This is a genomic window from Pseudoduganella sp. GW821-FHT12E03, assembly GCF_058807115.1.
In genome coordinates, this window is record NZ_JBXAQJ010000004.1 from 343,098 (window position 1) to 363,794 (window position 20,697).

At 64.1% G+C, this 20,697-nt stretch carries 20 protein-coding genes and 1 tRNA gene; 9 read left to right on the forward strand and 12 right to left on the reverse strand.

Annotation, left to right across the window (positions count from 1 at the left end; genetic code table 11):
• Positions 1-60: 60 nt before the first annotated feature.
• Both argB and AC1RRC_RS12400 read left to right on the forward strand, forming a co-directional pair.
• A complete protein-coding gene (argB, locus tag AC1RRC_RS12395; protein ID WP_493055776.1) occupies positions 61-987 on the forward strand; it encodes an acetylglutamate kinase in 927 nt (308 codons plus the stop codon).
• Between the two features lie 42 nt (positions 988-1,029).
• Positions 1,030-1,104 (forward strand) — tRNA-Thr (locus AC1RRC_RS12400).
• A 48-nt stretch (positions 1,105-1,152) separates the two neighbouring features.
• On the opposite strand, the gene AC1RRC_RS12405 is transcribed toward AC1RRC_RS12400, so the two are convergent.
• Positions 1,153-2,022, reverse strand: coding sequence for a TraB/GumN family protein (locus AC1RRC_RS12405; protein ID WP_493055777.1), 870 nt, complete (start codon positions 2,020-2,022; stop codon positions 1,153-1,155).
• A 69-nt stretch (positions 2,023-2,091) separates the two neighbouring features.
• Here AC1RRC_RS12405 and AC1RRC_RS12410 point away from each other — a divergent pair, with 69 nt between their 5' ends.
• The 6 genes from AC1RRC_RS12410 to AC1RRC_RS12435 all read left to right on the forward strand — a co-directional run bounded on the left by AC1RRC_RS12410 (position 2,092) and on the right by AC1RRC_RS12435 (position 9,783).
• A complete protein-coding gene (locus AC1RRC_RS12410; protein ID WP_493055778.1) occupies positions 2,092-2,835 on the forward strand; it encodes an HAD-IA family hydrolase in 744 nt (247 codons plus the stop codon).
• Positions 2,836-2,865: 30 nt separating this feature from the next.
• Positions 2,866-3,438: a nucleoid occlusion factor SlmA gene (slmA, locus tag AC1RRC_RS12415; protein WP_493055779.1), complete on the forward strand. Its 573-nt coding sequence runs from the start codon at positions 2,866-2,868 to the stop codon at positions 3,436-3,438.
• Between the two features lie 2 nt (positions 3,439-3,440).
• Entirely contained in the window at positions 3,441-5,423 is a 1,983-nt protein-coding gene (pabB, locus tag AC1RRC_RS12420) for an aminodeoxychorismate synthase component I (RefSeq protein ID WP_493055780.1), read from the forward strand.
• A 114-nt stretch (positions 5,424-5,537) separates the two neighbouring features.
• Positions 5,538-6,422, forward strand: a complete 885-nt coding sequence (locus AC1RRC_RS12425; protein WP_493055781.1) for a TIGR02285 family protein — start codon at positions 5,538-5,540, stop codon at positions 6,420-6,422.
• Entirely contained in the window at positions 6,422-8,602 is a 2,181-nt protein-coding gene (locus tag AC1RRC_RS12430; protein WP_493055782.1) for an ATP-binding protein, read from the forward strand. The genes AC1RRC_RS12425 and AC1RRC_RS12430 overlap by 1 nt, the downstream gene beginning before the upstream one ends.
• A complete protein-coding gene (locus tag AC1RRC_RS12435; RefSeq protein WP_493055783.1) occupies positions 8,599-9,783 on the forward strand; it encodes a sensor histidine kinase in 1,185 nt (394 codons plus the stop codon). The genes AC1RRC_RS12430 and AC1RRC_RS12435 overlap by 4 nt, the downstream gene beginning before the upstream one ends.
• A gap of 2 nt (positions 9,784-9,785) precedes the next feature.
• On the opposite strand, the gene AC1RRC_RS12440 is transcribed toward AC1RRC_RS12435, so the two are convergent.
• Positions 9,786-10,145 carry a DUF1428 domain-containing protein gene (locus AC1RRC_RS12440; RefSeq protein WP_493055784.1) on the reverse strand — a complete coding sequence of 120 codons (360 nt, stop codon included), beginning with the start codon at positions 10,143-10,145 and terminating at the stop codon, positions 9,786-9,788.
• A 191-nt stretch (positions 10,146-10,336) separates the two neighbouring features.
• Positions 10,337-11,293, reverse strand: coding sequence for a transcriptional regulator FtrA (ftrA, locus tag AC1RRC_RS12445; RefSeq protein WP_493055785.1), 957 nt, complete (start codon positions 11,291-11,293; stop codon positions 10,337-10,339).
• Between the two features lie 95 nt (positions 11,294-11,388).
• On the opposite strand from ftrA, the gene AC1RRC_RS12450 reads away from it, so the two are divergent.
• A complete protein-coding gene (locus tag AC1RRC_RS12450; protein ID WP_493055786.1) occupies positions 11,389-11,799 on the forward strand; it encodes a rhodanese-like domain-containing protein in 411 nt (136 codons plus the stop codon).
• A gap of 26 nt (positions 11,800-11,825) precedes the next feature.
• On the opposite strand, the gene AC1RRC_RS12455 is transcribed toward AC1RRC_RS12450, so the two are convergent.
• The 9 genes from AC1RRC_RS12455 to dgoD form a co-directional block, all read right to left on the reverse strand.
• Positions 11,826-12,413: a glutathione peroxidase gene (locus tag AC1RRC_RS12455; RefSeq protein ID WP_493055787.1), complete on the reverse strand. Its 588-nt coding sequence runs from the start codon at positions 12,411-12,413 to the stop codon at positions 11,826-11,828.
• A 163-nt stretch (positions 12,414-12,576) separates the two neighbouring features.
• The gene (locus AC1RRC_RS12460) at positions 12,577-14,028 is read right to left on the reverse strand and encodes an NAD-dependent succinate-semialdehyde dehydrogenase (protein WP_493055788.1); all 1,452 of its coding nucleotides are present in this window, start codon (positions 14,026-14,028) and stop codon (positions 12,577-12,579) included.
• Positions 14,029-14,105: 77 nt separating this feature from the next.
• On the reverse strand, positions 14,106-14,924 hold the full coding sequence (locus AC1RRC_RS12465; protein ID WP_493055789.1) for a PPK2 family polyphosphate kinase: 819 nt from the start codon (positions 14,922-14,924) through the stop codon (positions 14,106-14,108).
• 77 nt (positions 14,925-15,001) lie between these two features.
• Complete coding sequence (locus AC1RRC_RS12470; RefSeq protein WP_493055790.1) at positions 15,002-15,955, reverse strand: LysR substrate-binding domain-containing protein; 954 nt, start codon at positions 15,953-15,955, stop codon at positions 15,002-15,004.
• Between the two features lie 23 nt (positions 15,956-15,978).
• Entirely contained in the window at positions 15,979-16,752 is a 774-nt protein-coding gene (locus AC1RRC_RS12475; RefSeq protein WP_493055791.1) for an SDR family oxidoreductase, read from the reverse strand.
• A gap of 82 nt (positions 16,753-16,834) precedes the next feature.
• Positions 16,835-17,830 carry an SMP-30/gluconolactonase/LRE family protein gene (locus tag AC1RRC_RS12480; protein ID WP_493055792.1) on the reverse strand — a complete coding sequence of 332 codons (996 nt, stop codon included), beginning with the start codon at positions 17,828-17,830 and terminating at the stop codon, positions 16,835-16,837.
• Positions 17,831-17,844: 14 nt separating this feature from the next.
• Positions 17,845-18,495, reverse strand: a complete 651-nt coding sequence (locus tag AC1RRC_RS12485) for a 2-dehydro-3-deoxy-6-phosphogalactonate aldolase (RefSeq protein ID WP_493055793.1) — start codon at positions 18,493-18,495, stop codon at positions 17,845-17,847.
• The gene (locus AC1RRC_RS12490; protein ID WP_493055795.1) at positions 18,492-19,496 is read right to left on the reverse strand and encodes a 2-dehydro-3-deoxygalactonokinase; all 1,005 of its coding nucleotides are present in this window, start codon (positions 19,494-19,496) and stop codon (positions 18,492-18,494) included. Before AC1RRC_RS12490 ends, AC1RRC_RS12485 begins: the two co-directional genes overlap by 4 nt.
• Before the next feature lie 2 nt (positions 19,497-19,498).
• Entirely contained in the window at positions 19,499-20,647 is a 1,149-nt protein-coding gene (dgoD, locus tag AC1RRC_RS12495; protein ID WP_493055797.1) for a galactonate dehydratase, read from the reverse strand.
• Between the last annotated feature and the right edge of the window lie 50 nt (positions 20,648-20,697).

Genomic DNA, 20,697 nt, shown 5'->3' on the forward strand with positions numbered 1-20,697 from the left:
CAAGTTGGCTGTAAAATCCCGCTCAAACGCACCTGCACTCATACTTTTACCGGAATTGCCATGACGACTCTCTCCAATCTGACCCTGGACGTGCCTGCCAGCGACTTGACGAAGGTTTCACCTCAGATCAAGGCGCAAATTTTGGCCGAAGCGCTGCCGTACATCCGCAACTTCCATGGCAAGACCATCGTCATCAAATACGGTGGCAATGCGATGACCGACGAGCGCCTGAAACACGGTTTCGCGCGCGACGTGATCTTGCTGAAACTGGTCGGCATGAACCCGGTGGTGGTGCACGGCGGCGGCCCGCAAATCGATAACGCGCTGAAGAAAATCGGCAAGCAGGGCACGTTCGTGCAAGGCATGCGGATCACCGACGAAGAAACCATGGAAGTGGTGGAGTGGGTGCTGGGCGGCGAAGTGCAGCAAGACATCGTCATGCTGATAAACCACTACGGCGGCCAGGCTGTCGGCCTGACCGGCAAGGATGGCGGCTTGATCCGCGCCCGCAAGATGGCGATGCCGGACCGCGAAAATCCAGGCCAGTTCCTCGACATCGGCTTTGTCGGCGAAATCGACGCCATCAACCCGGCCGTCGTCAAGGCGCTGCAAGACGACGCCTTCATCCCGATCATTTCGCCAATCGGTTTCGGCCAGGATGGCCAGGCGTACAACATCAATGCCGACGTGGTGGCGGGCAAGATCGCTGAAATCCTGAAAGCTGAAAAGCTGATCATGATGACCAACATCGCCGGCGTGCAAGACAAGAACGGCAAGCTGGTGACCGACCTGTCGGCCCGTGAAATCGATGAAATGTTCGCTGACGGCACGATTTCCGGCGGCATGCTGCCAAAAATCTCGTCCGCACTGGACGCCGCGAAGTCCGGCGTGAACACCGTGCACATCATCGATGGCCGCATCGAACATTCTTTGTTGCTGGAAGTCTTGACGGAACAAGCTTTTGGCACTATGATCCGGTCTCACTAATTTTTTGGCGGTGAAGCAGTTACCACAGCCGCCAAAATAAATGCCCTTGTAGCTCAGTGGTAGAGCACTCCCTTGGTAAGGGAGAGGCCACGTGTTCAATCCACGTCAAGGGCACCATTCTCTTCCTGTTGTTCCTCCCGCAGTTTTCGCAGTCAATCCCCAAGCTCAGTAAATCCGTTGCACCGTGATGCCGCGTTTGCGCAGCAATTCCGGCACATTGCCTTTGCCGACCAGGTGCAGCACGCCAATCGCCGCAAAGCTGTGGCGTTCGCGCGCCAGCAGGCTGGCAATACTGGCCGCCAGGGTCGGATTGCGCTGGTCCAGCAGCACGCGCTGCACGAACTGGCCGGAAAACGTGTCGTCTTCTTGCGCCTTGCGGGCAATCGCATCGAGTCCGGCCTGGTCCGCGTGGCGCCACGCATTGACGATGTCACGCGCCTGTCTGGCCTGTTCCTCGTCTTCGATGGCGGCGATGCCCTCTTCCAGGAAGCGCGCCTGGTCCGCATTGCTCATGCGGTTAAACAGCATCATTTGCCCCGCCACCGATTCCAGCTCCACCACCCTCACCTGGCGCGCCTTCGCCTGGCGCGACAGCCACGCATCGACCGCCAGTGACGGGTCATAGCCCAGCGCCACGAATTCGCTGATGGTCAGCAGGCTGGCCACCATCCACGGCTTCATCGGCGCCACGGTTTCCGGCGCAATCGCATAGCGGCGCAGCAATTGCTGCAATCGGGGACGATAGGCCGGGGATAATTCATCGGCCACGGCGCCACGGCCCTGGCGGGCCATGCCATGGTCGCGCACCGCGCGGGCAATCGCGGCCTGGTCGCCCAGCGGATCGATTTCCAGCGCCAGCACGGACGCTTCGTTCAGCGCCGCCGTCACCCGGGGTTCCAGCGGATAAAAATCCGCCGCGCCAACGTGGATGGTGCCGAACAGGTAGGCGGTATGGCCGCCGTGTTCCAGCTTGAACAGCGCGCCGCGGTTGGGGATGGTGGTTGTGGCGGGTGGTTCCGCCGCTTGCACCGGCATCCCAAACCACAGAAGCAGAGTGCAAAATAAAACTATAATCTGGCGTTGCATGATTTCCCCTCATCTGCCGTGAATATACCCCGTTCCTCCCCGGTCTGGCTGTTTGATCTGGACAATACGCTGCACAATGCGTCGCACGCGATTTTTCCGGCCATCACCGCCAACATGAATACCTATATCGCCCGCGTGCTGGGCGAGGAGAGCGGTACCGGCGAGCCGGCCGGCGCGGACGCCGTCAACGCGGCGCGCACCCTGTACTGGCAACGCTATGGCGCCACCATGCTGGGACTGGTCAAGCACCACGGCGTCGATTCCGCCCACTTCCTGAAGGTCACGCACGACTTCCCGGAACTGGCCGCCATGGTGCGGGCGGAAAAGGGACTCGGCCAGCTGCTGCGCGCCCTGCCCGGCCGCAAGGTCTTGCTGACCAATGCGCCGCACCGCTATTCGCGCGACGTGCTGCGCATCCTCGGCATCCACCGCCAGTTTTCGCACCATATCGCGATTGAACACATGCGCATCCACCGCCATTTGCGTCCCAAGCCGTCGCGCCTGATGCTGCGCAACGTGATGAAAAAGCAAAAGGCCGCGCCCAGCCGCTGCATCCTGGTGGAAGACACCCTGGCCAACCTGCGCGCCGCGCGCGGCCTGGGCATGCGCACCGCATGGGTTACGCAATACCTGAAAATGGCAGACCCGATCGGCATGGCGCATGTGCCGGGGCGTTTTTTCCGACCGCAGTGGGTCGATGTCAAAGTAAAATCTGTCCGGCACCTGCCGGCGCGCGTACCGCGCCTGGTGCGGCAGCGTTAATACCTTTTCGATCACTTTTACTTCCCTATCATGGCAAGCACACCGCCCGGCCAGCGCAGGCAGCAAATCCTCGTCGCGTTGGCAGAAATGCTGGAACAACCGAAAGGCGAGAAAATCACCACGGCGGCGCTGGCCCGCAAGCTGGAATTTTCCGAAGCGGCGCTGTACCGCCATTTCGCCAGCAAGGCGCAAATGTTTGAAGGGCTGATCGATTTCATCGAAACCAGCGTGTTTGGCGTCATCAACCAGATCATGGAAAAGCAGGCCAGCGGCGTGGCGCAGGTGCGCGACATCGTCGGCATGCTGCTGCAATTTTCGGCCAGCAATCCCGGCATGACCCGCGTACTGACCGGCGATGCGCTGGTGGGCGAAGACGAGCGCCTGCAACACCGCATGAACCAGCTGCATGAACGGATCGAACTGGCGCTGCGCCAGGCCTTGCGGCTGGCCACCACGGAAGACTATGGCCACGAGGACGACATCGGCGCGCGCGCCTGCGTGCTGCTGGCGTATGTGATCGGCCGCTGGCACCGCTATGCCAAGAGCGGCTTCAAACTCGACCCGACGCAGGACACGGCGCTGCACATCGCGCTGCTGCTGTAACCATGAAGCACGAAGTCTTCGCACTGCTGGACGACGCCAGCCCGGACGGACTGGCGCAAGCCCGTTCGCGCCTGTACACGGGCCATGTGGCGACCCTGCGCTGCGATGGCCAGGGTGGCGCGCAGGAGGCCAACCGCGCCTGGCGCGCGGTGCTGGCGCAAATGGAAGAACACCTGGCGCAAGGCCGCCACGCGGTCACCCTGTGCGCCTATGAACTGGGCGCGCATCTCCTCGGCATGCCGTCCCATCCCGCCGCCGATGCGGCGGCGCCCACCGCGCGCGTGCTGGTGTTTGACCAATGCGCCCTGCTGTCGCAGGCGGACGTGGCGGCGTGGCTGGCGGCGCGCGCCGGGAGCGGGGACGAGGAGATCGCCGGTATTGCCGGCATCGCCGCCAATGTCGACCAAGCGCAATTCACCGATGCCATCAACCGCATCCGCGACTACATCGCCGCCGGCGACACCTACCAGGTCAACTATACGTACCGCCTGCGTTTCGACGCCTACGGTTCCATCTTCGCGCTGTACCAGCGCCTGCGCGCGCGCCAGCCGGTGCCGTACGGCGCCCTGATCGCGCCGGACGACGGCAGCGCCGTGCTGTCGCTGTCGCCGGAATTGTTTGTGCGCCATGCCGATGGCGAATTGACGGCGCGGCCCATGAAAGGCACCGCGCCCGCCGCCACGGACGATGCGGAAAACGCGCGCCGCGCCACGGCCCTGGCCAACGATGCCAAGAACCGCGCGGAAAACCTGATGATCGTGGACTTGCTGCGCAACGATATCGGCCGCATCGCGCAAACCGGGACCGTGAAAGTCCCGGCGCTGTTCGACGTGCGCCGCTACAGCAGCGTGCTGCAAATGACGTCCACCGTGCAGGCGCAATTGCGGCCCGACGCCGGCCTGGCCGAACTGTTTGATGCGCTGTACCCGTGCGGCTCGATCACGGGCGCGCCCAAGCGCCGCACCATGGAAATCATCGCGGAACTGGAACCTGCGCCGCGCGGCCTGTACACCGGCGCGATCGGCTGGTTCGCGCCACCGTCACCTGGAAATAATCAGGATGCCCGGCCTGACGGCGCGGCGCCCATAGCAAAAATCGGCCCGTTCTGCATGTCGGTGCCGATCCGCACCCTGTCGCTGCAGCCGCAGGTAGCGGGCGTGCGCCGGGGCGAACTGGGTGTGGGCGCCGGTATCGTGTACGACAGCGATCCGGCCGATGAATATGCCGAATGCCAGTTGAAGGCGCGTTTCCTGACCGGCCTGGCCAATACATGCGAGCTGTTTGAAACCATGTACGCGACCCGCGAAGACGGCGTGCGCCACCTGGAACGCCACCTGGCGCGGCTGGCCGCGTCGGCCCGCTATTTCGGCTATGGCTGGGACGAGGCGGCGGCGCGCGTACTGCTGCGGCAAACTTGCGCCACTTTCCCGGCGGGGACGCCGATGCGGCTGCGGCTGGCCATGCGGGCCAACCCGGCTGCTTTGCGTACTGACGGAGCGCCCCTACCGGCCAACCCGGCTGCCGCCCGGGACAGCACCGCGCCGGTGTCCGGCGCCGGCGGCGCCTTGTCGGTCCAACATGGCGTCCTGGCCCCGCTGACCGCCCCCGTGCGCGTGTTGCTGGCCCCGGACACCACCACGGCGGACGACCTCTTCCTGCGCCACAAAAGCAGCATCCGGGCCCGCTATGACGCCGCCTGGCGCGCCGCCGAAGTGCAAGGCGCGTTCGACATGCTGTTCTTTAATGAACGGGGCGAATTGACGGAAGGTGGCCGCAGCAACGTCTTCGTGCACGTCGATGGCCGCTGGCTGACGCCGCCGCTGGCGTGCGGATTGTTGCCTGGCGTCATGCGCAGCGTGTTGCTGGACGATCCGGCATGGAACGCCACGGAAGCTATCGTCACGCGCGCGATGCTGGCCCGCGCCGACCAGATTGTCCTGTGCAATGCCCTGCGCGGCGCGATGCCCGTCACCCTCGCCGCCTGACGTCCCATCAGCATTCCATGCTGCAAGCAATGCGGCATTGTTACCACCTTTGCGTCCCAGCAATGGCCTACAATGCAAGAGTAGTCCTGAGCCAACAGCTGCCGGGAGAGCGCCATGGACCAGCCAGCACAATGGAAAACAGCCGCCCTGGGCGCGCTCTGGCTGGGCTGCGCCGCCTCCGCCTCGGCCGGGCAGGAAATCACGTGGTACCTGTATGACATCGCGCCGCTGGTGATTGCCGACGGCCCGCACAAGGGCGCCGGCTTCATTGAAATGGCGCTGCACCAGCAATTGATTCCCGCCTTGCCCGATTACAAGCACAACGTGGTGGTGGTGCCGATCCAGCGCATCGCCATGATGCTGAAATCCGATCCGCAAGCCTGTAATCCCGGCCTGATCCGCAATGCAGAACGGGAACAATTCATGACGTTTTCCGTGCCCACCCTGGCGGCATTGCCAGCTGGCATGTTTGTGCGCCGGGGCGACGCCGCCCGCATCGCGCCCTATGTCAATACCAAAGGCAAGATCGTCCTGGACAAGCTACTTTCCGATGGCAAACTCCACCTCGGCATCGATTCCGCGCGCAGCTATGGCGGCCCGGTGGACGCGGTCTTGAAGCCGTACCGCGACAAATCCCAGCTGTTCGCCCTCAGCACGCCGGACGCGTCGCGCAACCTGACGCAAATGGTGATCGCCAAGCGCATCGACGGCATGCTGGGCCAGCCGTTCGAAGTCCCGTATTACCTGGGCGGGCGCACCGTGGACGACCTCAAGGCGCTGGCCTTTTATGCACTCGATGAGCAGGCCGAGGTGGCGGTCAACCACGTGGCGTGCGCCAACAGCGAACAGGGCCAGGCCGTGATCCGCAAGCTCAACGCGGCGCTGGCCAAACCCGGCGTGCGCGATGCGCTGGCCGCCCATTACTCCACGTGGCTCGATGACGACGCCCGCAAGCTGGCCGATGCCCTGCGCCGGCAGATCTTTGCCGCGAAACATTGATGAACAGGCTGCATGCAACAGCTGGCTACCTGAACCGCCTGCATATCCGCCAGGCTGCGCGGGTGCTGGCGGTGGCGCTCCTGTTGAGCGCGCTGTTTTCCACGATCCAGATCGCCATCGATTTGCACAATGAGCGGCAAAACGTACGCGCCACCATCCGGCAAGTGCTGGACGGCCTGAGCCGCCCTGCCGGCCAGGCGGCATTCAGCGTCAGCCCCTACCTGGCCGAAGGCGTGGTCGACAGCTTGCTGATGTACCAGCCCATCCACAGCGCCGTGATTGCCACGGAAACCGGCGCCGTCCTGGCGCAGCGTTCCCGGCCGCTGGCGCCTGGCCGCATGGCGTGGCTGGCGGACTGGCTGACCCGGGGCGAACGGGAATTCACCTTGCCGCTGCATGCCATCAGCCTGAAGGAACCGATCGGCCGCGTCACGGTGCAAGTCGATGCGGGGATCCTGGCCGCCGGCGTGCTCGAGCGGGCCGGACTGACGGTCTTGTTCGATATCCTGAAAAACATGGGCCTGGCGCTGGCCGTGACGGTGGTGTTTTATTACACGCTGTCGCGCCCGCTGGCGGCCCTGTCGCGGGCGCTGACGCAAGCCCAGCAATTGCGCACCGCCACCAGCCTGCACGCGGAACTGGGCCGCCATGCCGATGAAGAAATGCACACCTTGCTGGCCACCGCCAACCGCTTCCTGGAAAACCAGGTGGCCGCACGCACCGACGCCTTGCGCCAGCAAAACGATGAATTGCAGCGCCTGAATGCGGCGGTGCAGGCGGCGCGGGCCGAGGCGGAAAGCGCGACACAGGCCAAAAGCCAGTTTCTGGCCAACATGAGCCACGAATTGCGCACGCCGCTCAATGCCATCCTCGGTTACGCGCAAATACTCGACCGCGATGGCGGCCTGTCCGAGCGGCAACAGCGCGGCATCGGCACCATCGAACGCAGCGGCTCGCACTTGCTGGCGCTGATCAATGACGTGCTGGACCTGTCCCGCATCGAAGCCGCCCGGTTCACACTGGAGCCGCAACCGGTGGTGCTGGCGGCCTTTATCGACGGTATTGGCGACATCGTCCGCGTCAAGGCGGAAGAAAAGCTGCTGCGCTTTGTCAGCACCCTGGAACCGGGCTTGCCGGCCGCCGTGCTGTGCGATGAAAAACGCTTGCGCCAGGTGTTGCTGAACTTGCTGGGCAATGCCATCAAATTCACCCCGTCCGGCCAGGTCAGCCTGCGGGTACAACACCGGCCCCACGATGCCGTTGGCGAAGTACGGTTGCGCTTCACCGTCCATGACAGCGGTGTCGGCATGACGGATGAAGAACTGACGCGCATTTTCCAGCCCTTCGAACAGGCCGGCGACGTCGGGCGGCGCGCCAGCGGCACCGGACTGGGCCTGGCCATCAGTGCGCAAATCGTCACCTTGATGGGCGGCCGCATCGAAGTGCAAAGCTTGCCCGACGAAGGCAGCCGCTTCTGGTTTGAACTGGTGCTGCCGTTGGCGGCCGGCACGGCGGCCAGCCATGCGGCGCCGGTGATTGCCGGCTATGAAGGGGCGCGCCGCAGCGTGCTGGTGATTGACGACCAGGATGGCAATCGCACCATGCTGGCGGATTTGCTGGAAGGATTGGGCTTCATCACGTGGGAAGCCGTCGATGGCCAGTCCGGCCTGGACAGCATGCGGCGCGACTTGCCGGACCTGGTCATCACGGACATCGCCATGCCCGGCATCGATGGCCTGGAATTGATGCGCCGCGTGCGGGCCGATCCCTTGCTGCGCCACGTCCCCATCATTGCGGTGTCGGCCAGCATTTCCCTGGCGGGTGAAGCGGCCAGCCTGGATGCGGGCGCCAATGCCTTCCTGCCCAAGCCCATCAACCAGCCCGCGTTGCTGGAGCACATCGGCGCCTGCCTGCGGCTGCGCTGGATCACTTGCGAAACCGCCGCGGCGGAGCCGCCGACCGACGCGCCGCTGCTGGCGCCGCCGCCGGCCGATATCGAACAACTGTATGCGCTGGCCATGACCGGCAATATGCGCAGCATCCACCGTTTCGCCACGGAACTCGGCGCGCGTGACGCCCGCTACCGCCCCTTTGCCGCGCGGCTGCAGGCATTGGCGGATGGCTACCAGTCGCGCGCCATCCTGGCGCTGGCGCAACACCACCTGGGGTTGCCGTCATGAGTTCCCCACAAAAAACCGTCTTGATCATCGACGACACGCCCGCCAACCTGGGCGTGCTGGTCGATTACCTGGAACAGCACGATTTATGCGTGGTGGTGGCGCAAGATGGCGAAGAAGGCGTGATGCGGGCGCAATTCCTGCACCCCGACTTGATCTTGCTGGACGTCATGATGCCGGTGATGGATGGCTTGGCCACCTGCCGCCGCCTGAAAGACGATACCCGCACCCGCAACATCCCGGTGATTTTCATGACCGCGCTCGGTGAAACCCGCGACAAGATGGCGGGCTTCCAGGCCGGCGGTGTGGATTACATCACCAAGCCGTTCCAGGCGGAAGAAGTGCTGATGCGGCTGACCACGCATTTGAACCTGTACCACACGACGCGGGAATTGCAAAAGACCGTGGCGCAGCTCAACCTGGCGCAGGCGGAACTGGTCCGCAGTGAAACCCTGGCGGCGCTGGGCGCCATGGTGGCCGGCATTGCGCATGAATTGAATACGCCGATCGGCAATGGTTTGCTGATTGCCAGCACCTTGACGGACTTGAGCCGCAGCATGGCCAGGGATTTACAGGAAGGCAAAGGGTTGACCCGCTCGGCGCTGGAAAAATATTTACTCGAGGCGAACGAGGTCGGCGATATCTTGCAGCGCAACCTGGAACGGGCAGGCAGCCTGATCAACAGTTTCAAGCAGGTGGCGGTGGACCGCACCAGTGCGCAGCGCCGCAAATTCCGGCTGACCGATGTGGTGACGGAAACCATCCTGCTGCTGACACCGACTTTGAAAAGCACGCCCTACGAAGTCATCCATTGCATCGACCGTTCGATCGAGCTGGACAGCTTCCCCGGCCCGCTGGGGCAAATCATCACCAACCTGATCAACAATGCCGTACTGCACGGGTTTGAGGGACGCAGCCATGGCAGTATCCATATCCGTGCGGACATCGCGCCTTCCGGCTTGTTGGAATTAACGATCGCCGATGATGGCGTGGGGATACCGGAAGCCAATTTGCACCGCATCTTCGACCCGTTTTTCACGACGAAAATGGGCGCGGGCGGCAGCGGCCTGGGCTTATACGTGTGCTACAACATTGCCACCACGGTCTTAAATGGCCAGATCCAGGTCGCCAGCGCGCCCAATGACGGGACGCGCTTCCTGCTGACGCTGCCGTTGAAAGTATAGCGTTACTTCTGGATCATCATGTCGAAGCCGCCCCAGAACATGCGCTTGCCGTCGAACGGCAATTTCTTGGGATCCATCATTTCCGCCAGGCGCGGATCTTTCATGACTTTTTCATTGACTTCATCGCGCTTGGCGCGGGATTCATAGACGATCCACGCAAAGATCACGGTTTCGTTGTCTTCGAGTTTCACGGCTTGCGGGAACGACGTGTGCTCGCCCGGCTTCACATCTTCCGCAATGCACTCGCGGTACTCGAGCGCACCATGCTCGCGCCACACATCGGCGCATCGCAGCGCCATTTTTTTATATTCCTCGACATTGGCTTTCGGTACCGGCAAGACGAATCCATCGACGTACGGCATGGCAATCTCCATGTTTCAGGTTGGTGGACTTGCAAGATTAGGCCTGTTCGATTGCCAGCACAAGCCCCCATGTCCCCCCTGGGGTCAGACCCCATATGTGACAAAAGTGGACATCGCTCCCGGGAAATGTCCACTTTTGTCATAAACGGGGTCAGACCCCAATGGTGTGACACAGCGGACTCTGCTGTGGGTCAGTCCGCGCCGGCGAACTGGCGGCGGTAGGCGCCGGGGCTGGTGGCGGCCAGGCGGCGGAAGTGGTGGCGCAGCGATTCTTCGGAGCCGAAGCCGGCCCGCTCCGCCACTTGCGCCAGCGGGATCTCCGCGGTTTCCAGCAAATCCTTGGCCAGCGCGACGCGCTCATGGATCAGCCATTCCAGCGCGCCCATGCCGGTGGCATCCTGGAATTGCCGCTGCAAGGTGCGCGGGCTCATGGCGGCCCGCTGCGCCATGCTGTTCACGGTATGCGGCAGCGATGGATTGGCGCGCAGCCAGTCCATCAGCCGCGACAGCCGGCCTTGCTCGTCATGCGCCATCGGACGCGGCAAAAACTGGGCTTGCCCACCTTCGCGGTGTGGCGCCACCACCAGCCGCTGCGCCACCAGGTTGCCGACACGTGCGCCATAATCGCGCCGCACCAGGTGCAGCAGCATATCGATGCCGGCCGCCGACCCGGCCGAGGTAATGACCTGTCCGGCATCGACATATAAATCGTCCGGCTGCACGATGATGGCGGGATGGCGCTTGGCCAGCCGGTCGGTATAGCGCCAGTGCGTGGTGGCGCGTTTGCCATCGAGCACACCGGCGGCCGCCAGCACAAAGACACCGGAACAAATCGAACACAGCCGTGCGCCGCGTTCATACGCCGCCCGGATCGCGTCCACCAGCGCGGGCGGAGGCGCTTCATCGGCATCGCGCCAGCCGGGAATCACGATGGTGTCGGCCTGCGCCAGCAATTCCGGCGCATAGGGCGCCTGCACGGTAATGCCGCCCGCCGCGCGGATCGGTCCCGGCTCCACCGCCACCACTTCAAAGTCGTACCACGGCACACCCAGTTCCGGGCGTTCCAGCGCGAACAATTCCACCACGCAGCCAAATTCAAACGTGCACAGGCGGTCGTAAGCGAGGGCGACAACAAGATGTTTTTGCATGGCGCAATCTTACCGGAGAATGGCATTTGCGCCACTACGCCGCCTGGCGCGCCGCCCCGATAATGACTCCATCGCAACCAACAACGGAGACCAACATGTCGCTCGTCACTGAAATCCCGGCCGCCTCCAGCGCCGACGCCCTGGCCCACTTCGAAGCCTCGTTCACCTTTGAAACGGATTGCTGGGACGTGCACGATGCCGTCGCCAGCGGCCGGCAGGATTTCGTGTTGCTGGACGTGCGCGGCACGGAAAAATACGCGGCCGGCCACGTGCCGGGCGCGATCGACCTGGCGCACCGTAAAATCATCGGCTCGAAAATGGCGGCGTATCCGGACGGCACGCTGTTCGTGGTCTACTGCGCCGGCCCCCACTGCAACGGCGCCGCCCGCGCCGCCGTGCGGCTGGCGAAACTGGGCCGTCCCGTCAAGGTGATGCCGGGCGGCATTACCGGGTGGCTCGATGAAGGGTTTGCGCTGGAAAAATCAGTCGTGGCGGCCGCGGCCTAGTACCGCAGGGGGGACACTGGGGGCGTTCAGCCCCCCAGCGCCTTTTCCACCGCCCCCACCAGCTGCTTGTCTTCCGGCGTCACCTTGCTCGGGAAGCTGTCCACCACCTTGCCGCTGCGGTCGATCAGGTATTTGTGGAAGTTCCACGCGGGCGCTTTCCCCGTCGCTTTGATCAAGTCCGCATAAAACGCGTTTGGCGCGGAACCGGACACCACGGATTTCGCATACATCGGGAATTTCACGCCATAGGTGTTGTAGCACAAGTCGGCGATTTCCTTGGCGGAGCCGGGTTCCTGCTTGCCGAAGTCATTCGATGGGAAGCCCAGCACCACCAGGCCTTTGGCGCCGTATTTCGCATACAGCGCTTCCAGCCCTTCATATTGCTTGGTGTAGCCGCAATAGCTGGCGGTATTGACCACCAAGATCACCTTGCCCGCGTACTGGCACAAGTTTTGTGGCGCGTCGTCCTGCAGACGGTTGAACGATTGCTTGAGGATGGCCGGGCAGGCGGCGGGCGCCGCAGCCGCAGCGGTGGCCTGTTGCGCATGGACAGGCGCCTGGGCCGACAGGGCCACGGCAGCGAAGGCAACAACGGGAGCGATTTTCTTGAACATGGTGTTTTGCGCAGAAAAAGAAACGATTCTAAAGCCTTAGGAGCCGTGAACAAATAAATGTCACAAGAGAGCGGCTCTGGCGGAATGCGATGCAGGCGCCAAGCGCGCCGCAGCGCGCCCGCCAGAACCGATCCAATTGTGACAGTTATTTATGAACGACTCCTTAGATCCCGGCCAGGCAGATGTATTTGATTTCCAGGTACTCGTCGAGTCCGTACTTCGACCCTTCGCGTCCCAGCCCCGATTGCTTGACGCCGCCAAACGGGGCGATTTCATTGGAAATCAAGCCGGTATTGACGCCCACCATGCCCGATTCCAGCCCTTCCGCCACGCGCCAGATGCGGCCGATATCGCGCGAATAAAAATACGCGGCCAGGCCGAATTCCGTGCTGTTGGCCAGCGCGATGGCTTCGTCATCGGTGGTAAAGCGGAACAGCGGCGCCAGCGGTCCGAACGTTTCTTCACCGGACACGCGCATGGCCGGCGTCACATCGGCAATCACGGTCGGCTCAAAGAACCCATGCCCCAGCGCATGGCGCTTGCCGCCCAGCAGCAAGCGTCCGCCCTGGGCCAGCGCATCGGCCACATGTTCCTCGACTTTTTGCACGGCCTTGTCGTCAATCAGCGGCCCCTGCGTCACACCGGCATCGGCGCCATTGCCCACCTTGAGCTTGCCCACCGCCGCCACGAATTTCTCGGCAAAAGAGTCATACACGCCATCCTGCACATAAATGCGGTTGGCACACACGCAGGTCTGGCCGGAATTGCGGTATTTCGACGCCATCGCCCCTTCCACGGCCGCATCGAGGTCGGCATCGTCGAACACGATGAAGGGCGCGTTGCCGCCCAGTTCCAGCGACAGTTTCTTGATGGTGGCGGCGCACTGCTGCATCAGCAGGCGGCCGATGCCGGTGGACCCGGTAAAACTCAGCTTGCGCACGATCGGGTTGGACGTCATTTCTCCGCCGATCTCGCGCGGCGACCCGGTCACGACGGAAAACACGCCGGGCGGCACGCCGGCCTGTTCGGCCAGCACCGCCAGCGCCAGCGCGGAAAACGGCGTGGCTTCGGCTGGCTTCAGCACGATCGGGCAGCCCGCCGCCAGCGCCGGCGCGGCCTTGCGGGTAATCATCGCCAGCGGGAAATTCCACGGCGTGATGGCGGCGCATACGCCGACCGGCTCCTTGGTCACGATCAGCCGTTTATCGGGCCACGGCGACGCCAGCGTATCGCCGGCAATGCGCTTGGCTTCCTCGGCAAACCACTCGAAGAACGACGCGGCATAGGCAACTTCACCGCGCGACTCCGCCAGCGGCTTGCCCTGTTCCGTGGTCATCAGCAAGGCCAGGTCTTCCGCATTGTCCAGCATCAGTTCCGACCATTTGCGCAAGATGGCGGAACGCTCCTTGGCGGTTTTCTTGCGCCACGCGGGCCAGGCGGCATTGGCGGCTTCGATCGCGCGCCGCGTTTCCAGCGCGCCCAGGTTGGGAATCACACCGATCTGCGCACCGGTGGCGGGGTTGGTGACGGGATGGGTCTCGCCGCTGTCCGCGCCGATCCAGGCGCCGTTGACATAGGCTTGCTGGCGCAGCAGGGAAGGATTGTTGAGTTGCATGCCGGGCTCCGTGGTGACATGAGTGATGACGGTAGAGCGCTATGCTACGCCTGTCGCGCCGTGTTTGCATCCGGCCTTCAGCGAATCTTCAAGCCTTCCAGCGACGCATCCGGCGCCGGCCAGCGCAACCGCAAGCCTTGCAGGGTTTCCAGCAACAGCGACGCGATGGCCAGGTCGCGGTGCGGCTTGGCGTCGGCCGGCACGATATACCATGGCGCATCGTCGGTATCGGTGGCCAGGATGGCGTCTTCATAGGCACGCTGGAAGGCGCGCCATTTCTTGCGCTGGTCGATGTCGGACTGGTCGAATTTCCACTGCTTTTTCGGATCCTCGATGCGCGCCTGCAGGCGCTTGCGCTGCTCATCTTTTGAAATGTGCAGGAAGACTTTAAGGATCGTGGTGCCGGTTTGCGCCAGCATGCGCTCAAAATCCCGGATCTGCGCATAACGCCGCTGACATTCCCGGCTGTCGATCCGTTTCAGCACCCGCGTGATCAGCACTTCTTCGTAATGGCTGCGGTTGAACACCACCATTTCCCCTTTGGCGGGGACATGGCGGTGCACGCGCCACAGGTAGTCATAGCCGGCTTCCAGTTCAGTCGGCGCCTTGAAGGCGGCGGTGCGCAAGCCGACCGGATTGATCTTGCTGTACAGCGAACGCACGGCGCCATCCTTGCCGGACGTATCCATCCCCTGCAGCACCAGCAACACCTTGTGCTTGCGCTGCGCGTACAGCATGGTTTGCAAATCGTTGACCTGTTCCAGCAACGCTTCCGTGCGCTCCTTGTCGCCGGCCTTGCTGCCGGCCTTTCTGCCGGCCTCCAGCGGCTTGCGCGCGGCATCGTCTTCGCGCAGCGTGAATTTTTCCGGAACGCGGAACAGGTTGCGGGCTTTCATGGCATCCCTCGTTGCAGTGGCGATGGACCTAGCCTAGCAGATGTGGCGCGGCCCCGGCGCAACGGCGGGGCCAGGGATCAGCGGCGCTGTGGATAGCGCGATGCCGCCACTTCGCGCACCGCGGCCAGCATGGTTTCCGCACCGGGCGACAGCCGGTGGCGCTGGCGCGTGATGATGCCGTACATATCCATGCGCAAGCCCAGATCGAATGGCAGCACCACCAGCAAGCCCGTATCGAGGTAAGGGCGCACCAGTTCCTCCGGCGTGGCGGCCACCATGCGGCTGCCGGTCAGCAGCGATGTCAGCACCGGCAGCGCCAGGGTTTCCACGGTCTCCACCGGCGGCTCCAGCCCGGCTGACAGGAACAGCGTGGTCAGGCGGTCGCGCAGGATACTGCCGGCCGGCGGCAAGACCCACGGCGTGGCGGCCAGGTCGGCCAGGGTCAGGTCGGTACGGCCCGCCAGCGGGTGGCCGGCGCCCGCGATCAGGCTGTGCGGTTCGTCCGTCAGGGGTTCAAAATGCAATTCGTTGGCCAGCGTGCTGTCCAGGATACGGCCGATCACCATATCGAGTTCCCCGGCGCGCAGCCGCTCCGTCAACAATTTGCTGGTATCGACCGTGACCGAGACCTGCAGCTTCGCGTGGCGCTGCTTGACCAGCTTGACGGCATCCGTCACCAGCCCGGCTGACGGCGTCAGCACGGTGCCGACCGCCACCCGGCCGCTGAGGCCGGACAGCAATTCCATCACTTCCTGGTGTGCGGAATCCATTTCCGCCAGCGCCGCGCCGGCGCGGCGGATCATGACTTCGCCATACCAGGTCGGCACCACGCCGCGTGGCAGGCGCTCGAACAATTGCACATTAAGCGCATGTTCGAGCTCCGCCAGCAATTTGGAGGCCGCGGGCTGCGTCAAATTCGCCGCCTGCGCCGCATGCAGGATGGACCCATGCTTGCCCAGCTCCACCAGCAGCACGAGATGGCGGGTTTTCAGGTGGGACCGGACAAAGCGGTCTGCGCGTGGGTCTGACATAGGGTTACGTGAGAGAAACAGACTCATTCATGATAGAGAGCGGTCCTGCCACCGTCAATCAGGATGTCGGTCGCGTTGATAAAACGCGCCTCGTCGCTGGCCAGGAACAAGGCCGTATACGCCACCTCTTTCGGCTCGCCGATCCGCTTGCTCGGCAGGATCGCCGTCTGGCGCGCTTCCTCGGCCGCCGGATCGGCCGCCTCGTTGATCCACTTGCGGGTGTTTTCCGTCATGATCAAGCCCGGCGAAATCGAATTCACGCGGATGCCGCGCGCCGCATATTCAATCCCCAGTGATTTCGTCAGTCCCAGCAAGGCGTGCTTCGCCACCGGGTACGGGAAGCAGCCCGGTATGATCTTGTGGCCATGCACCGATGCGATATTGACCACGCTGCCCGCGCCCCGCGCCAGCATGTGTGGCAAGGCCGCCTGCGTGACGTTCCACGCGCCATCGAGGTCGACATTGAAACAGCGCTGCCACTGCTCGCGCGTCAGTGCCAGCGGATCGGCAAACACATTGATACCGGCATTGTTAATGACGATATCGACCCGGCCAAATCGTTCCACCGCTTGCGCCACCAGCGCCTGCATCTGTTGCGAGTCCGCCACGTCGCCCTGGACGAACAGCGAACGCTCAGGGTCCATCGAGGCACGCATGGCGGCGGCCACCTCGTCATCGGCGTGGCTGTTGTACACCACGTACGCGCCTTCTTCCACGAACAGCTTGGCGACTGCGGCGCCGATACCCTGGGTCGATCCGGTCACAATCGCGACTTTATCTTTAATACGGTTTACCATGTTTTCTCCTCCATGAGTCGCGTGCGCCGGCAAGGCGGACCTTGCCGCCCTGCGGCGATACGCGGTTTTTGTGTGCGGAACCTTACAGGTCGTTGAACAGCGCGGCAGGCAAGCCATGCGCGCCACCCGTGTCGAGCTGGTACAAGCCACCCGCGGCGCCGGGCTGCGGCATGGCTCCCACCAGCAAGTGTTCGTATTGCGGCCCGCCAAACGCGGGCTGAGTCGGATACTGCGCGGGCAAAGCGACGCTGTGCAGCAGGCGGCCATCGGCCGCGTAGCGCGCCACCTTGCCGGCGCCAAAATGCGCGCTCCACAGGCAGCCCTCCGCATCGACCACGGCGCCGCGCGGCTGCGCGTGCGGCACGTCCGCAAACAGGCGGATGTTCGCGACTTTCGCGGCCTGCGCGTCGTAGTCGCACTGCATGATGCGGCGCGTGGCGGCGTCGCTGAAATACAGGGTGCGGCCATCGGGACTGACCGCGATACTGTGCGCCATGGCGGCGGCGGGCAGCGCCAGGCGGCGCAAGCCGTGCGCCAGCGAATACTGGTAATAACTGCCGATCTGGCGCGCTTCCGGCGTCAGATTGCGGGTGCCGAACACGAAATGGCCATGGCGGTCCGCGGCGCCATCGCTGATACCGGTGCGCGGTTCGGCCGGATCGACCGCCACGCCGGGCTGCGGCGGACGCCGTCCCAGGCCCAGCGCGGGCGGCGTGGCGCGGTCGGCAAAGCACAGCCACTTGGCTTGCGCCAGCAAGACACGTCCTGAATCGCAAAACGCCAGCGCCGCCGCGCGGTCCGGCAAGCGGGTACGCACCGGCTTGACCGGCGCTTCGCCATACTGCCCCTGCCAGGTATAAATCGACGCGCTGTCCGGGTCGCACCACCACCATTGGCCGTTGTGCCAGCGCAGGCTATCGACATGGCCGGTGCTCAGCAAGGTGACGGGACGGTTGCCGCCGATGCGGCGCGGCGCAAGTTCCGCTGCGGCCTGCTCCGTACCGCTGGCATCCGCATCAGCGCGGCCGCGCGCCGGATCCGGGGCGGCGGCGCCGGACGCCGGGCGTACCTTGCGCACGGATGACGCCACAATTACACCTGTTCCCGCCACGCGCGCACAAACGCGCGCGCATTGCCGCCCACCGTCGATGCGCTCATGCCCGGCTTGTACAGCGCGGAACCGAGGCCGAAACCGGCCGCACCGGCGGCGCGGTATTCACCCATGGTGTCCGGTGCGATGCCGCCCACCGGCAGCACACGCAAATCGGCCGGCAGCACGGCGCGCATGGCGCGCAGCAGCGGCGGCGTCACCAGTTCGGCCGGGAACAGTTTCACCGCGTCAGCGCCGGCCTTCACGCAGGCAAACGCTTCGGTCGGCGTGGCGGCGCCCGGGACGCAATACATGCCGGCCGCCTTGGCGGCGCGGATCACTTCCGTGTCCGCATGCGGCATCACGATCAGTTTGCCGCCCGCATCACGCACGCCATGCACGGCTTCCACACTGAGCACCGTGCCCGCGCCCAGCAGCGCATCGGCTGGCAGGCTGCGCGCCAGCAGCGCAATCGATTCCAGCGGCTGCGGCGAATTCAATGGCACTTCGATCATGCGGAAACCCGCTTCGTACAAGGCGGCGCCGATGCCTTCCGCTTCGGCAGGACGGATGCCGCGCAGGATGGCGACCAAAGGCAGCGCGTCGAAAGCGCTGTCGAACAGGTTCAATGCGGTATTGGATACGGTACTCATGCGGATTCCAGGGATGAAGATTGCGAAGGGGCCAGACCGGCGGCGCGCGCCAGCAACAGCAGGCCGGCCGGAGCGGTGTTGTCGAGCACCAGCGTGCGTTCGCCGCTGTAATGGCGCAGCGCCAGCTGGTAACGGCGGCACAGTTCCACGCTGCCCACCAGCGCCAGCGGCGCGCTGTCCAGACCCGCTTGCGCGCGCCAGGCGAGGCCGGCGCGCAATTCGTGGCCGATCAGCAGGCCGGACAGGTAATCGCCCAGCGCCGCAGGGGCCATGCGGCCGGTCACGCCCAGGGTGCGCGCCGCAAACATCTGGTGCGCCACGCCCAGCTGGCCATCGCGCCGCGCCGCGTCGACACCTTCCAGGAAGGACGCTTCGTTGAACGGCCCCTCCTCCATCAGGCGGCCCAGTACGGAGTGCTTGCGCAGCACCGAGAAAAGCTCCCCCGTCATGTGGGTGGCGAAGCGGCGGATCTTGCCATGCCGGACTTGCGCCCATTTCGAGTGGGTGCCGGGCAGCACGATGCAGGCCGCATCCGCCAATTGCGGCTGCAAGTGCAGCGCGCCGATGATTTGCGTTTCTTCGCCCCGCATCACATCCGGCGGCAAACCGCTGTCTTCACACAGCAAGCCGGGAGCGATCGCGATTTTCCTTGACTCAGCGCCGCCGGGGCTTGGCAGCATGCCCGCCGCCAGCGCCCGCGCATCGGCGGGACAAGCCGCATACGGCACATCGCGCCAGCCATGCAGGCTGCCGACCATGCCGCACGCCACCACCGGCAGGGAGGGACGGGCGCGCATCCAGTCTCCGGCCACGTCGTCCAGCGTGGCGGCAAAGGCGCCCGCGCCGGCGATCACGGAGGCGCCATTGCCGTTGGCCCGCTCCGCCAGCGCCACACCGTCGGCGCCGATCAGGAACGTGCGCAGGCTGGTGCTGCCCCAGTCGACGCCGATCAAATGGGCGCCGTCGAGCGCCTGCTGTTCCATGGCCGTCCCGGTTGCCACGGTCACCACTCCGCCACGGAACCGTCGAAGTGGCGCCACAGCGGGTTGCGCCATTCTTCCGCGTTCCTGCTGGCTTCAATGACTTTTTCTTCATTGATCACCACGCCCAGGCCCGGCTTCGGCAGCGGCTTGATGTAGCCGTTTTCCAGGTGGAAGTCTTCCGGGTTCAACACATAATCAAGCACTTCGCCACCCTTGTTGTAGTGGATGCCCATGCTTTGTTCCTGGATCACGGCGTTGTACGAAATAAAGTCCACTTGCAGGCACGATGCCAGTGCGATCGGGCCCAGCGGGCAATGCGGCGCCAGCGCCACGTCGTAGGCTTCCGCCATGGCGGCGATTTTTACGCATTCGGTGATGCCGCCGGCGTGCGACAGGTCCGGCTGCAAGATCGAAATGCCGCCGCGCTCGAACACGTGCTTGAATTCAAAGCGCGAATACATGCGTTCACCGGCCGCCAGCGGGATCGAGGTGGCTTCCGCCAGGCGCGGATAGTATTCAGCCTGCTCGGCCAGCACCGGCTCTTCCACGAACAGGGGACGGAACGGTTCCAGTTCCTTCAGCAACACCTTGGCCATCGGCGCGGCCACGCGGCCATGGAAGTCGATGCCGAACTCGATGTCGTTGCCAAAGGCTTCACGAATTTCAGCAATGCGCGCCACGGCCGCATCGACTTTCTTCGCCGTGTCGACCATGCCGAATTCTTCGGTGCCGTTCATCTTGAACGTATCGAAGCCGGCTTCGCGCAGCGCCTTGATCCCGGCAATCACGTCGGCCGGGCGGTCGCCGCCAACCCAGCTATAGGTTTTCATGCGGTCGCGCACCAGGCCGCCCAGCAATTCATAGACCGGCACACCCAGCGCCTTGCCCTTGATATCCCACAGCGCCTGGTCGATACCGGCCATCGCGCTCATCAGGATCGCACCGCCACGGTAAAAGCCGCCGCGGTACATCACTTGCCACAGGTCGTTGATGCGGCGCGGGTCCTGGCCGATCAGGTAATGGCCGAATTCTTCGACGGCGGTTTCCACCGAACGCGCCTTGCCTTCGATCACGGGTTCGCCCCAGCCGACGATGCCCTCGTCGGTTTCGATCTTCAACAACATCCAGCGCGGTGGAATACGGTAAGTGGTCAGCTTGGTGATTTTCATGGCTTCATCAGTGGGGAAATGCGATGGAGCCAGTCTAAAGTGGGCCGTTA

Bases quoted from the DNA above. Each gene is read 5' to 3' on its own strand.
- argB (WP_493055776.1), top strand. From the start codon at position 61: ATGACGACTCTCTCCAATCTGACCCTGGACGTGCCTGCCAGCGACTTG.
- AC1RRC_RS12405 (WP_493055777.1), bottom strand. From the start codon at position 2,022: ATGCCGGTGCAAGCGGCGGAACCACCCGCCACAACCACCATCCCCAAC.
- slmA (WP_493055779.1), top strand. From the start codon at position 2,866: ATGGCAAGCACACCGCCCGGCCAGCGCAGGCAGCAAATCCTCGTCGCG.
- pabB (WP_493055780.1), top strand. From the start codon at position 3,441: ATGAAGCACGAAGTCTTCGCACTGCTGGACGACGCCAGCCCGGACGGA.
- AC1RRC_RS12425 (WP_493055781.1), top strand. From the start codon at position 5,538: ATGGACCAGCCAGCACAATGGAAAACAGCCGCCCTGGGCGCGCTCTGG.
- AC1RRC_RS12430 (WP_493055782.1), top strand. From the start codon at position 6,422: ATGAACAGGCTGCATGCAACAGCTGGCTACCTGAACCGCCTGCATATC.
- AC1RRC_RS12435 (WP_493055783.1), top strand. From the start codon at position 8,599: ATGAGTTCCCCACAAAAAACCGTCTTGATCATCGACGACACGCCCGCC.
- AC1RRC_RS12440 (WP_493055784.1), bottom strand. From the start codon at position 10,145: ATGCCGTACGTCGATGGATTCGTCTTGCCGGTACCGAAAGCCAATGTC.
- ftrA (WP_493055785.1), bottom strand. From the start codon at position 11,293: ATGCAAAAACATCTTGTTGTCGCCCTCGCTTACGACCGCCTGTGCACG.
- AC1RRC_RS12450 (WP_493055786.1), top strand. From the start codon at position 11,389: ATGTCGCTCGTCACTGAAATCCCGGCCGCCTCCAGCGCCGACGCCCTG.
- AC1RRC_RS12455 (WP_493055787.1), bottom strand. From the start codon at position 12,413: ATGTTCAAGAAAATCGCTCCCGTTGTTGCCTTCGCTGCCGTGGCCCTG.
- AC1RRC_RS12460 (WP_493055788.1), bottom strand. From the start codon at position 14,028: ATGCAACTCAACAATCCTTCCCTGCTGCGCCAGCAAGCCTATGTCAAC.
- AC1RRC_RS12465 (WP_493055789.1), bottom strand. From the start codon at position 14,924: ATGAAAGCCCGCAACCTGTTCCGCGTTCCGGAAAAATTCACGCTGCGC.
- AC1RRC_RS12470 (WP_493055790.1), bottom strand. From the start codon at position 15,955: ATGTCAGACCCACGCGCAGACCGCTTTGTCCGGTCCCACCTGAAAACC.
- AC1RRC_RS12475 (WP_493055791.1), bottom strand. From the start codon at position 16,752: ATGGTAAACCGTATTAAAGATAAAGTCGCGATTGTGACCGGATCGACC.
- AC1RRC_RS12485 (WP_493055793.1), bottom strand. From the start codon at position 18,495: ATGAGTACCGTATCCAATACCGCATTGAACCTGTTCGACAGCGCTTTC.
- dgoD (WP_493055797.1), bottom strand. From the start codon at position 20,647: ATGAAAATCACCAAGCTGACCACTTACCGTATTCCACCGCGCTGGATG.